10 protein-coding genes are annotated in these 12,171 nt (G+C 58.0%); 5 read left to right on the top strand and 5 right to left on the bottom strand.

Features of this window, described 5'->3' with window-relative positions:
• Positions 1 to 16 precede the first annotated feature (16 nt).
• On the bottom strand, positions 17 to 544 hold the full coding sequence (locus IM273_RS09065; protein ID WP_045260784.1) for a helix-turn-helix domain-containing protein: 528 nt from the start codon (positions 542 to 544) through the stop codon (positions 17 to 19).
• A gap of 279 nt (positions 545 to 823) precedes the next feature.
• Here IM273_RS09065 and IM273_RS09060 point away from each other — a divergent pair, with 279 nt between their 5' ends.
• The 5 genes from IM273_RS09060 to pgaD all read left to right on the top strand — a co-directional run bounded on the left by IM273_RS09060 (position 824) and on the right by pgaD (position 7,357).
• The gene (locus tag IM273_RS09060; RefSeq protein ID WP_193050796.1) at positions 824 to 1,087 is read left to right on the top strand and encodes a hypothetical protein; all 264 of its coding nucleotides are present in this window, start codon (positions 824 to 826) and stop codon (positions 1,085 to 1,087) included.
• Positions 1,088 to 1,217: 130 nt separating this feature from the next.
• Positions 1,218 to 3,656 (top strand): poly-beta-1,6 N-acetyl-D-glucosamine export porin PgaA, encoded by a 2,439-nt coding sequence (pgaA, locus tag IM273_RS09055; RefSeq protein WP_193050798.1) that lies wholly within the window; start codon positions 1,218 to 1,220, stop codon positions 3,654 to 3,656.
• 8 nt (positions 3,657 to 3,664) lie between these two features.
• Positions 3,665 to 5,602, top strand: a complete 1,938-nt coding sequence (pgaB, locus tag IM273_RS09050; RefSeq protein WP_193050800.1) for a poly-beta-1,6-N-acetyl-D-glucosamine N-deacetylase PgaB — start codon at positions 3,665 to 3,667, stop codon at positions 5,600 to 5,602.
• Positions 5,595 to 6,926, top strand: coding sequence for a poly-beta-1,6-N-acetyl-D-glucosamine synthase (gene pgaC, locus IM273_RS09045; protein ID WP_028014399.1), 1,332 nt, complete (start codon positions 5,595 to 5,597; stop codon positions 6,924 to 6,926). Before pgaB ends, pgaC begins: the two co-directional genes overlap by 8 nt.
• Complete coding sequence (gene pgaD / locus IM273_RS09040) at positions 6,923 to 7,357, top strand: poly-beta-1,6-N-acetyl-D-glucosamine biosynthesis protein PgaD (protein WP_045260787.1); 435 nt, start codon at positions 6,923 to 6,925, stop codon at positions 7,355 to 7,357. Before pgaC ends, pgaD begins: the two co-directional genes overlap by 4 nt.
• 54 nt (positions 7,358 to 7,411) lie before the next feature.
• Here pgaD and gss read toward each other — a convergent pair whose 3' ends face one another.
• From gss to IM273_RS09020, 4 genes are all read right to left on the bottom strand, one after another.
• Positions 7,412 to 9,274: a bifunctional glutathionylspermidine amidase/synthase gene (gene gss, locus IM273_RS09035; protein WP_193050802.1), complete on the bottom strand. Its 1,863-nt coding sequence runs from the start codon at positions 9,272 to 9,274 to the stop codon at positions 7,412 to 7,414.
• 116 nt (positions 9,275 to 9,390) lie between these two features.
• Positions 9,391 to 10,362 carry an ABC transporter ATP-binding protein gene (locus IM273_RS09030; RefSeq protein WP_193050804.1) on the bottom strand — a complete coding sequence of 324 codons (972 nt, stop codon included), beginning with the start codon at positions 10,360 to 10,362 and terminating at the stop codon, positions 9,391 to 9,393.
• A complete protein-coding gene (locus IM273_RS09025; protein WP_047367402.1) occupies positions 10,359 to 11,333 on the bottom strand; it encodes an ABC transporter ATP-binding protein in 975 nt (324 codons plus the stop codon). Before IM273_RS09025 ends, IM273_RS09030 begins: the two co-directional genes overlap by 4 nt.
• On the bottom strand, positions 11,326 to 12,171 hold the full coding sequence (locus IM273_RS09020; RefSeq protein WP_028014404.1) for an ABC transporter permease: 846 nt from the start codon (positions 12,169 to 12,171) through the stop codon (positions 11,326 to 11,328). The genes IM273_RS09025 and IM273_RS09020 overlap by 8 nt, the downstream gene beginning before the upstream one ends.

The following is a 12,171-nucleotide window of genomic DNA, read 5'->3' as shown; positions in this document are numbered from 1 at the left end:
TTAGGCTCTCAGGAATTCAGGGATCGTTCCCAACCGCATCCAGCAGTTTGTTTTTAAAGATAAACAAACACGCCTCGTTGAAGTTCTCCGCCCCCAGGCGTTCCGACAGCGCTGTCCGTTTGCGATAGAGGCTCTTCACCGACGTGTTCAGTTCATCGGCAATCGCTTCCATCGACATCCCTGCCCTCAACAACCGCAGCATGATCGCTTCGTGCGTGCCAAGCCGTAAGTTAAGCAGCCATTTAGTGGTCAGACGCCTGCCCTTCATATTGAGCACCAGGTTAAATAACGATGCCATATCCGGCGCCGTAAGCGACGTGTTCATAAACAACTTCATACTGAGTAGATTCTCCTCGCGATGTCGCATATCCAGCATAACGCAGCAGATCGTTTTTTTTGTTCTGGCCGGATGGCGTATCAGGTAATCATATAAACGGAGCGGAGAACGGCTATCAATCAACACAGAATATTCATCTGCACCGTTATCAAATATGTTTCTGTCAATCGAGTCGAGCAGGATAATATCCGGGAAAAATAGCCTCATCCCCCTGACAAGATAGCGATCCTGGGTCACTAACACTATTGAAGTTGCCACTAACCATCCCTTTTAGATTAAAGCAAGAACGCACCTTCAGAAAGAAGGCCGCCTTCGTTTTATAGCGCTGTAATATTAACGACAATATGTATTCTGGCGTTGAACATCCCTCAATACAGACATTGATGAGTAAGACTTCCTGTAGACTTTCATTCAATGGCTGGCGTTAATTATAAATAAAAAACAATCGCAGAAAAGTCACTTCACTGAACATTAAGACTTTTTGTCATGAAACTTCCCAAACATGCACCAGAAAGTACTTTAATTGCTACAATAAAACCTCGCCAGGAATATAAACTAACTCAAAAAGACATAAATAAAACACATAAATATCAAATAGTTACAAATACACACCCAATTCAAAATAATCACAAAAGACATCTCATTCCAGAATTATCCCAAAACTACCCCTCTGCTTTTCCCCATATTTATCCGGCAACATATCAGGTGTACATTACCTTCCACCCAGTTCCCAAAGAGGAGGTTCCATAATTACCTTAAAGTAAGTACCCCATAACGTTACTGCATTCAGATTTAATGTTCTCATTTATGGCCTTTAACGCAGAGTTAAAAGGCGGCCGTGTTATGCAATGGATTCATGATAAACAAATGGCAAATAGATATGGAAAGATCGCTTCGCTTCAATACGTTATTCTTTTATCGCGCCCCAGGATTATTGTTTCTGCTATTTCTGTTTCCTGTTCTCGTTCAGGCAACGGAATCCGTTTATGAGCAACAGATTCAACAGGCACGTAACGGTAATTACACGCCGTTTCTCAATTATCTTCAGCGGTATCAGCAACAGCATGCTCTGACGCCCGAGCAAGTGGCGGACTGGTTACAGGTGGCTGCGTGGGCAGGTCGTAATGACGAGGTGATTCAGCTCTGGCAGCGCTATGGCATTTATATGCCGCTGCCCGCTCGCGGCGTTGCGGCTGTCGCGCAGGCCAGAAGAGATCAAAAAGCGTGGCAGCCTGCCTTATCACTGTGGAAAGAGGCGCTTAGCCTTGCGCCACATAATGACGATTATCGTATCGGCTATATCAAAACTCTGGCCGATGCCCGCATGGATACGCTCGCTCTTCAGGAAGCCCGCCAGCTGGTGATGGAGGATCCCTCTCCGGCGCATCTTCAGACGCTCTCGTACGTCTGGTTACGCCAGGGAAAAAGCTGGGATCGGCTTTTAGCGGACACGCGCGCGCTGACCCTCGCGCCGGAGAATAACGCGCTCCTTAGCGAGTTGATTGACGCGCTAACGGATAACCGGGTGAGTACTCCCGCGCTGATGCTGTCACAAAGGGTAACGCTGACCCCCGCGCAGCGCCGCCGTCTGGAGCTTAATGCCGCCGCAGAATGGGTTCGCCTTGCCGACGTGCCTGGCAGAACGGAAAAGGAGCGCCTGCAGCTGGCGCAAACGGCACTGAATCGTTACGACGCCCTGCTCTCACGCTGGCAACACGAACCGCAGGCAGCGGAAGACATCATCCTCGCCCGTATCGACAGGCTGGGTGCGCTGTACGCGCATGGCGATTACCCGCAGGTCATCCGTGAATATCAGGCGCTGACGGAGGCGCAGCATTCGGTGCCGGGCTGGGCCATCGGCTGGGCGATCTCCGCGTATCTGCAGGAGAAAAACGCCACTGCCGCCTTCTCGCTGCTGCAACGCTATCCGCAATACGCCGCCGATCCGCAGGACGAGGAGCATGCGCTTTTCTACGCCTGGCTGGACACGGGGCAGTATCAGGCCGCTCGCCAGTACGTAGAGCGCCAGACCCGCAGCGTTCCGTGGATCCGCTACGATTTCGGCTCGCCCACTCCGCAGCCCAACGATCGGTGGCTTACCGGGCAGTCGCTCAAATTTAACTATTTGCTCTCAACCAACGCCCTGCCGGATGCGGATAAGCTGGCGCACCGTCTGGCCACAATGGCGCCGGGCAATCAGGGGCTGCAGATTGACTATGCCACCCTGCTTCAGGCGCGGGGCCAGCCGCGCGCGGCCGAGCAAACGTTAAAAAGGGCGGAGGCGCTGGAGCCATCTAATCTGGAGCTGGAACAGCAGCAGGCTTACGTCGCCATGGATTTGCAGGAGTGGCGCCAGATGGATTTACTGGCCGACGACGTGCTTGCCCGCGCACCCGTTGCTCGCAGCGCCAGGCGTCTGGACAGGCTCAGAACGGTGCATCACATGTCCGAGCTGCGCCTTAACGCGAGCAAGGGCTTGCACTCCGATAACCCCATCAGCGGGACGCACGACCTGAACGGGGATGCCACGCTCTATGGTCCACCGGTAGCGGATAGCTGGCGGCTGTTTGCGGGTACCCGCTATGCGCAAGGTAATTTCGATGAAGGCAAAGGCACCAGCCGTCACCTCCTGGGCGGCGTCGAGTGGCGTCCTCGCGACCTTCAGCTCGAAGCCGAGGTATCCAGCAACCGCTATCACGGTGAAAACAAGCCAGGTGCTCGCCTCTCAGCCACGTACTTTTTCAATGATAACTGGCAGGTCAGCGGCAGCCTTGAACGCTTATCCCGCACCGCGCCGCTACGGGCATTACGCAACGGGATTAGCGCCAACCGGGGTGAAGGCGGGATCCGCTGGTATCAAAACGAGCGCCGTGAGTACCAGTTCAGCGCCGCCGTCAGCCGCTTATCAGACCATAATCGCCGACAGGAATACACCCTTACGGGTAAGGAGCGTCTCTGGCAGACCCCGACCCTGACGCTGGATCTTGAACCGGGGATCGCCGCCAGTAAAAACAGCCTGCGGGACACGCTCTATTACAACCCGGCGCGGGATCTGTCCGTGACGGCCGCCCTGTCCGTGGACCATGAGATGTACCGCCATTACGACACCCTCTGGAGCCAGCAGTTGGTGGCGGGAGGCGGCAGCTACTGGCAGAAAAACCAGTCCGTTGGCGCCATCGCCCTGCTGGGCTACGGGCAACGCGTCCAGTGGAATAACGTCATTGATACCGGCGTGATGCTGAACTGGGATAAACGCCCTTACGACGGCAAACGCGAGAGCAACCTCTCCGTCACGCTTGACGCGACTTTACGCTTCTAAGGATGAATATGCTGAACACACGTTTTTCCGTGAGCCTGATCCTCATCGGCTGGCTCTGCCTCAGCGCGAGCGTCTGGGCGCAGGCGATCACGTTCGTTGCGCCCAGCGAGCGGCCGCAGCCGGAGGCGAGCAAACCCTGGCCGCAGAACCAGTTTCTGGTGCTGGCCTACCACGACGTCGAAGACGATGCCGCCGATCAGCGCTACCTCTCCGTGCGCACCAGCGCGCTAAACGAGCAGATTAGCTGGCTTCTGCACAACGGCTATCACGCCATCAGCGTGCAGGACATTCTGGACGCGCATGACGGCAAAAAATCGCTGCCGCCGAAAGCCGTTCTGCTCAGCTTTGACGACGGCTACAGCAGCTTCTACACCCGCGTCTGGCCGCTGCTTAAGGCCTGGAACGTGCCTGCGCTCTGGGCGCCGGTGGGCAGCTGGGTGGATACGCCAGCAAACCAGAAGGTGAACTTTGGCGGCCTGATGACGCCCCGGGATCGCTTCGCGACCTGGGACATGGTGCGCGAGCTCAGCCGGTCTCCGCTGGTTGAGATCGGATCGCATACCTGGGCCTCGCATTACGGCATCGTCGCCAACCCGCAGGGCAGCCGGGAACCGGCCATCGCCAACCGCTTTTATGATAAAGCGACGGGGCGCTATGAAACTGACCAGCAGTTCAGCCAGCGGATCGGCGATGACGTCCGCAAGGTGACGGAGAAAATCGCGCAGGTGACGGGCAAAGCGCCGCGCGCCTGGGTTTGGCCTTACGGTGCCGCCAGCGGTACGTCGCTCGCCATCGCCAGGCAGCAGGGCTACCGGCTGGCCTTTACCCTGGAGGACGGGCTGGGTGACGTGCGCAATCTCGGTAGCATTCCCCGTTTGCTGATCGCCGGCAACCCCTCGCTCAAAGCGTTTGCCAGTTCGGTCAGCCGGGTTCAGGAGCACGATCCCGTGCGCGTGATGCACGTCGATCTCGACTACGTTTACGATCCCGATCCGGCTCAGCAGACCCAAAACATCAACAGGCTGATCCAGCGGGTCTACGACATGAAAATCAGCCACGTCTTCCTGCAGGCGTTTGCCGACCCGCAGGGCGACGGCAGGATCAGGGCGCTCTATTTCCCCAACCGCCGGCTTCCGGTCCGGGCCGATCTCTTTAACTTCGTATCCTGGCAGCTGCAAACCCGCGCGGGGGTGAAGGTCTACGCGTGGATGCCGGTGCTCTCGTTCGATCTCGATCCTGCCCTGCCGCGCGTGCAGCGCCGGGACGATCGAACCGGCCAGCTGCGCGAGGCCAATGAGCCCTACATCAGGCTTTCACCGTGGGACCCGCAGGTTCGCCTGCAGGTGACGGAAATCTATGAAGATCTGGCCCGCCATGCCAGCTTCAACGGGATCCTGTTCCATGACGATGCGGTACTGACGGACGTTGACGCTGCCGGGCAGGACACGACGCGCCAGAAAAGCCGGAGGCTTATCGGATTTACCCGCGCTCTGAGCCAGGCGGTGAAGCACATCCGCGGCCCGCAGATAAAAACCGCGCGCAATATGTTCGTCCTTCCCATTCTGCAGCCCGAAAGCGAAGCGTGGTTTGCGCAGAATCTCGATGATTTTCTGGCGGCCTATGACTGGACGGTGCCCATGGCAATGCCGCTGATGGAGTCCGTTCCGGCGAACGAGAGCAATGCCTGGCTGACGCGTTTGATCAAGGCCGTCGCCGCGCGGCCCGGCGCGCTGGATAAAACCATTTTCGAGCTGCAGGCCAGAGACTGGGAGCAGAAGCCTCAGCGCGCCGTCTCCGACAGTCAGCTTGCGGCGTGGATGCGCGCCCTCCAGCTGAACGGCATCAAAAACTACGGCTACTACCCTGACGATTTCATCAATAACCAGCCTGATATCTCGCGCATCAGGCCCGTCTTTTCTTCCTACTGGTACCCTGACAATGACTGATCGCATAATCGCCTTTTCAATTTTGTGTCTGGTATTCGGGCTGCCGTTAGGGGTGGCCGCCCTCTTTACCGGCGAGCTGATTCTGGATTTTGTCTTCTTCTGGCCGCTGTTTATGTCCGTGCTCTGGGTCACCGGCGGCCTCTATTTCTGGTTTCAGCTTGAACGCCGATGGTCGTGGGATAAAGACACGCCCGCCCCGACGCTCGCCGGCGAGCCGCTCATCTCAATTCTGATCCCCTGCTTCAATGAGGAAAGAAACGCCAGAGAGACCATCAGCGCCGCGCTGGCTCAGCGATACGAGAATATTGAAGTGATCGCCATCAACGACGGCTCGTCTGATAACACCGCGCAGGTGCTGCAGCAGCTGGCGCTGGAGCAGCCGCGCCTGCGGGTGATTAACCTCGCGGAGAACCAGGGAAAAGCCGTGGCGCTCAAAGCCGGGGCGGCGGCGGCCCGGGGCGATCTGCTGGTCTGCATTGACGGCGACGCCCTGCTCGACCGCGACACCGCGGCCTATCTGGTCGCGCCGCTGATTCAGTATCCCCACGTCGGGGCGGTTACCGGGAACCCGCGCATTCGCACGCGCTCCACGCTGATTGGCCGCATTCAGGTTGGCGAGTTTTCGTCCATCATTGGGCTCATCAAGCGGACGCAGCGGATCTATGGCCGGGTCTTTACCGTCTCCGGCGTCATCGCCGCCTTTCGCCGACAGGCGCTGGCGGACGTCGGGTACTGGAGCCCGGACATGATCACCGAAGACATCGACATCAGCTGGAAGCTCCAGCTGCGCCACTGGGATATCTTTTTCGAGCCGCGGGCGCTGTGCTGGATCCTGATGCCGGAGACGCTGAAGGGCCTGTGGAAGCAGCGTCTGCGCTGGGCACAGGGCGGCGCGGAGGTATTTCTGGTGAACCTACGCAAGATGGTGCGCTGGGAGCATCACCGCATGTGGCCCCTGTTTCTGGAGTACGCGCTGTCAACGCTGTGGGCCTTCGCGTATGCGATAACGGTGCTGCTGTACATCATCAGCCACGTCGCGCCCATTCCCGCCAGGCTGACCGTTGAAACCCTGTTTCCCCCGGCGTTTACCGGGCTGCTGCTGGGCGTGATGTGCCTGCTGCAGTTCCTGGTCAGCTTGTACATCGAGCGGCGCTATGAGCGCAAGGTGGCCAGCTCGCTTTTCTGGGTGATTTGGTTCCCGATGGTCTACTGGATGATTGGTCTGTTCACCACCCTCGTCGCATTTCCAAAAGTCATGCTTAAACGTCAGCGCGCCCGCGCGCGCTGGATCAGTCCGGACAGGGGAAAAGGAAGCCTTCAATGAACGAAAATACCTTAATTTTGACTGAACATCGGTTGCTGCCACGACTTTTTGATGCCGCGTTAACCGTGGTGGCGTGGGGCGGGTTTCTGTTCTTCCTGTATGCCAGGCTGTGGATGCAGTTAACCGAGGAGAGCGACCACCGGTGGAGCGTGATTATTGCCTCCTTTAATACGGTGTTGATCTATTTGCTGTTCGCCGCGCTCAACGGCTGGCTGCTGATTTTGTGGTATCAGTACAACCGCCGCCGCGCGAACGTAAGACGACGTCAGCCGGGCTTGTTGCATCATGACGAACTTGCCCGCAGCTTTAACGTCTCACCGCAGCTCATCTCGGAGATGAGCCAGCACAACCTGCTGACGGTTTATCATGACCAGATTGGACGCATCATCGAATTGAAAACCAGCGCGCAGCAGGACGAGGAAGCGCAGTAACAAAAAGCCCCCACAGAGAATACCCTGCGGGGGCTTTTTTAGCGCAGATGCTCGTTACTTATCCTTGAGTACAATCAGCGGCTCGATATCGCTCTCTTTTTTCACCACCAGCGAGTCATCGCCGCGCAGGCAGGTCCCGCCGTAGTTTCCGCCCACGGTAAAGGTACAGACCTGAATGTACTTGCCGTCCACGTTTGGCAGGCACCACAGCTGCTGGTAGATATTTTTGCGGTCAACAAACTTGCCGCTGGATTTATCCAGCAGCTCGTCCTGGGCGCTGATGAGATCGATATTGCTGCCGCAGCGTCCGGCAATCGGCTTGACGGCGTATCCGGTCTGCTTCAGCAGGTCGTTCACCTCAAAATCGGTGTCGAGCAGGTAACGGTGGTTCGGGAACAGCTGCCACAGTACCGGAAGAATCGCCTTGTTGCCGGGAATAACGGTCCACAGCGGTTCAAAGACCAGCACTTCCGGGCGCAGCAGAACATCAATCAGGCGCACTTCGCCCTCAGGATGCCCGGTGCGGATCGGCACGGCGGCGTATTCGGTTTCGCTCACCTCGCGGATCTGCTCTATCGCCGTCTCCCACGCCCAGGTTTTCCACACGCAGTTGACGTGGCGACCTTCGTCGTCAATAAGCTGCCCGGCAGCATCCCAGCTCAGGGCGCCAAGCCCGTGCAGAATTTTGGTTTCAAACCCGGCCTGCATCAGCGAGCGCTGGATAAAGAGCGCGTGATAGTCCTCTTCGACATCGTTGTCCTGCATGATGTGAACGAACGGCCGCGCGTGGCTGTGCTTCCATGCGCCGGTCAGCTCTTCCAGCAGCCCTTCCGCCGGGTTGTGCCCGCTGCCGCGATAGCCGTTTTTGACCCACTCTTCGAGGATCAACCCGCCTTCTGTGTGACAAGACGCGGAGTCGGCATTGTACTCGTAGACCTTAATCCCGCGCTCATCCATGCAGAAATCCATACGACCGGTGATCATATGGTGGCGGCGCCACTGCCAGGAAAGGCGCAGGCGCGGCCAGAGGATTTTCGGGATGTCGAACAGCGCCAGCAGATTGTCGTCTTTCAGCACCTTGTCCGTCGCGTGCAGGTACATCAGGTGCAGTTCGTTGGTGGCCTTGATCAGCTCCTGCTCGGCGCTTTCGGTGATGGTGAAGTACTGGCAGGGATCTTTGTTGATCACATGGCCGTTGGCGCGGATATATGCCTGCTGCAGCGCGTCATTTTTGTTCAGCCATTTTCCGTCGAACTGACGTTTGTTTTTCAGCCGCGCGCCGCGGATTTTCAGCAGTTCACCGTCCGGTTCAGGCTGGGTAATGCTGTGCTCCGTGTCGTCCGTCTGGATCATCCAGCCGAGAATTTCGGTATCGCTGAAGGTGTCATGAAGGGTATAGCAGCCGTTCTCCACGGTCATGCGCAGCTCGCGCGTCCACTGCTGTCCGAGCGGCAGCGGCGAGTGAATCACGTTCTGCTCCGCAATACGCACCTTATCGCCCAGAAGCTGGGTGATCACCGCCACGTGGCCGGTCTCGTGAAACTCGCCGCCTTTTTGCCAGATCAGCAGTGCCCCGGCGCGCGGTGCGCGCTTCGAGCCGTTGGCAAAAGCCTGAAGGGGCAGAATGTTATCGTTCACCACCTGGCGTAAAAAGCGCAGGGAGAAGATTTCCCACGCCATGCCGACGTCGGTAAACACGAAGCCATAGTTGAGGAACAGGAAACGGCGGGCAAACTCAACGCACTGCCACTTGTGGCCCATGTATTCATTGCCGATATAGCTGCGGAAATCCGCGTCTTCCGGGTATTTTCGCGGATCCAGACTGCCGTAATTCGATGAGTAAATCGCCACGCCACCCGGCGCATAACCTAACAATGTCCCGAATGGCGCATCACTGCTTAACTTTCCTTTACGCATGTATCCAACCTAAAACAGGCAGGCGGCAATTTTTTATGGGTTGTCGTCGTCTGCACGTTGTAATTAACCTGACAGAGGAGCGTTTATCATACACCTGCGCGACGCGTGAATAACATTTAAAACAACCAGCATGCCGCGAAATGCCCTGGCGCAATCTCCTGCATCGCAGGCTCCTGCGTCTGGCAAACCGGCATGGCGTGCGGGCAGCGGCTGCAGAACTTACAGCCTGGCAGCGCGGACGTGGGGCCTGGAATGTCGCCGCGCAGGGTGGCGTCTTCGAGATTGCGGATGCGCGGATCGGGCTGGGGAACCGCCACCAGCAGCGCGCGGGTGTAAGGGTGTGCCGGGCGCTGATACAGTTCATTCGCCGGGGCCACCTCTACCAGTTTGCCGAGATACATCACCCCAATGCGGCTGGAGATATGGCGCACCATGGAGAGATCGTGGGCGATAAACAGATAGGTTAGCCCCAACTCCTGCTGCAGGTCCTGCAAAATATTCACCACCTGCGCCTGCACCGATACGTCCAGCGCCGAGAGCGGCTCATCACACAGCACAAATTCAGGATGCACGGACAACGCGCGGGCAATACTGATGCGCTGACGCTGCCCGCCGCTGAACTCATGCGGGAACCGTTCAAGGTGTTCGTGCTTCAGCCCCACTTTGTAGAGCAGCGTTTCCGTACGTTCTCGCTGTTCTTCGCGGCTGTAGCCGTGGATCTGCATCGGTTCGGCCACCAGCTGTCGCACCGTCATACCGGGGTTGAGCGAGGAGTAAGGATCCTGAAAAATTGCCTGCATCCGCTTACGCAGCGGCTTGAGCTCTCTTTCGCGGGCGTGGGCGATTGCCTGTCCGGCAAAGTGGATCTCGCCAGAGGTAATATCGAAAAGGCGCAGTATGGCGCGCCCGAGGGTGGATTTTCCGCAGCCGGACTCACCCACCAGGCCAAACGTCTCGCCGGGCTGGATATCAAAGCTCACGCCATCAACCGCCTTCACGGCCACGCCTTTACGCAGCAAACCGCCGTTGAGCGGATAGTGCTTGCGCAGATCGCGCACGCTCACTAATGGCGCCTGTTGTTCACTCATGCCTGAATCTCCTCGGCCCATAGCCAGCAGGCGGCGCGATGGCCCTCTCCGGCGGTGTAAAATGCGGGTTGCCGTTCACACTGGGGCATGCGCTTCGGGCAGCGTTCCGCAAATGGACAGCCCGGCGGCGGGTTAAGCAGGCCAGGCGGCGAACCTTCAATGGGCGATAAACGTTGATTCACCTCATCCGGGCGCGGCAGCGAGGCCAGCAGACCCTGGGTGTAAGGATGCGCAGGGCGATAAAAAATGTCCTCCACGCTCCCCTCCTCCATCACCAGGCCGCCGTACATCACCACCACGCGGCTGCAGACCTGCGCCACCACGCCGAGATCGTGGGTGATCAGCAAAATCGCGGTCCGGGTCTGCTGTTGCAGACTTTTCAGCAGGCGCAGGATCTGCGCCTGAATGGTCACGTCCAGCGCGGTGGTCGGCTCATCGGCAATAAGAAGCTTCGGATTACAGGAGAGCGCAATAGCGATCATCACCCGCTGGCGCATCCCGCCGCTGAACTCGTGGGGATACTGGTCGTATCGGCGTTCCGCTTCAGCAATGCCCACCTGATCCAGCATGGCTATTGCTGCCGCTTTGGCCGCTTTTTTCGACAGTTTTTTATTTCGCACCAGGATCTCAGACATCTGCTTGCCGATAGTGAGCACCGGGTTCAGGGCGGTCATCGGATCCTGAAAAATCATCGCGATCTCGTTGCCGCGAATGGCACGCATCTGCGCGGGCGTTTTCTGCGCCAGGTCCTCATTCTGGAAGCGAATGCTGCCGCCGGTTATCCGTCCGTTGCTCCCCAGAAGCTGGATAATCGACTTACAGGTGACGCTTTTCCCGCAGCCCGACTCGCCGACGATACCGACGAGTTCCCCCGGCTGAACCTGAAAGCTCACGCCACGCACCGCGTGAACCTCGCCCTCGCGGGTGCGGAACGTGGTTTGCAGGTTCTCAAGCGCTAATAAGTTACTCATCGCGATTTGCTCCCGGCTCAAAGGCGGTACGGAACACATCGCCCAGCACGTTAAAGCTGAACACCGTCAGCAGGATCAGAATGCCGGGGAACATCGCCAGCCACGACGCTTCGCCAATATAAGACTGGGCGTTGTTAAGCATGCTTCCCCATGATGCCGCCGGTGCCTGCACGCCCAGCCCTAAGAAGCTGAGCGTTGACTCCATCAGAATGGCCGAGGCGATATTCAGCGTGGCCGCCACGATAATGGTCGGCAGCACGCCGGGAATGATGTGGCGCACGATAATACGCAGCGGATGCGCTCCCGACGCGCGGGCATAAAGCACGTACTCGCGCTCTTTCACCGATAGGGTTTCAGCACGCACCAGACGCGACATGTTCATCCACGTCAGCAGGCTGATAATCAGAATGATGTTATCCACGCCCGGCTTGAGGTAAGCATTCACCACCAGCAGCAGGAAGAAGGCCGGAATGGCCATCAGGATATCCACGGCGCGCATCATCAGGTTATCCAGCCAGCCGCCAAAATAGCCGCTCACCGTTCCTACCACCGTGCCGATAAGCGTGGAAAAGAGCATGGCAAGAAAACCGACCATCAGGGAGATCTGGCCGCCGTACAGCGCGCGGGTAAAGTAGTCGCGCCCGTATTCGTCGGTGCCGAACCAGTGCGCGGCATCCGGCGGCAACGTGCGCGCGCCGAGCGCCATCCGATCTGGATCGTACGGACTTAACCCCGCACAGAGCGCGGCGACAACGAAAATAAAAAGCACAAACAGGGAGAACTGCGCCGGACGGTTGCGGCGCAGCTGGTGACGAACCTGCTGCCAGCGTCTGCTCAT

The organism is Enterobacter cloacae complex sp. P13B, assembly GCF_014895915.1.
GTDB lineage: Bacteria > Pseudomonadota > Gammaproteobacteria > Enterobacterales > Enterobacteriaceae > Enterobacter > Enterobacter bugandensis.
Note: the sequence above shows the minus strand (reverse complement) of the source record. Positions and strands in the feature narration are given on the sequence as shown.

Coding starts and splice junctions, on each gene's coding strand:
- IM273_RS09065 (WP_045260784.1), bottom strand. CDS start 544: ATGAGGCTATTTTTCCCGGATATTATCCTGCTCGACTCGATTGACAGA.
- IM273_RS09060 (WP_193050796.1), top strand. CDS start 824: ATGAAACTTCCCAAACATGCACCAGAAAGTACTTTAATTGCTACAATA.
- pgaA (WP_193050798.1), top strand. CDS start 1,218: ATGGAAAGATCGCTTCGCTTCAATACGTTATTCTTTTATCGCGCCCCA.
- pgaB (WP_193050800.1), top strand. CDS start 3,665: ATGCTGAACACACGTTTTTCCGTGAGCCTGATCCTCATCGGCTGGCTC.
- pgaC (WP_028014399.1), top strand. CDS start 5,595: ATGACTGATCGCATAATCGCCTTTTCAATTTTGTGTCTGGTATTCGGG.
- pgaD (WP_045260787.1), top strand. CDS start 6,923: ATGAACGAAAATACCTTAATTTTGACTGAACATCGGTTGCTGCCACGA.
- gss (WP_193050802.1), bottom strand. CDS start 9,274: ATGCGTAAAGGAAAGTTAAGCAGTGATGCGCCATTCGGGACATTGTTA.
- IM273_RS09030 (WP_193050804.1), bottom strand. CDS start 10,362: ATGAGTGAACAACAGGCGCCATTAGTGAGCGTGCGCGATCTGCGCAAG.
- IM273_RS09025 (WP_047367402.1), bottom strand. CDS start 11,333: ATGAGTAACTTATTAGCGCTTGAGAACCTGCAAACCACGTTCCGCACC.
- IM273_RS09020 (WP_028014404.1), bottom strand. CDS start 12,171: ATGAGCAGACGCTGGCAGCAGGTTCGTCACCAGCTGCGCCGCAACCGT.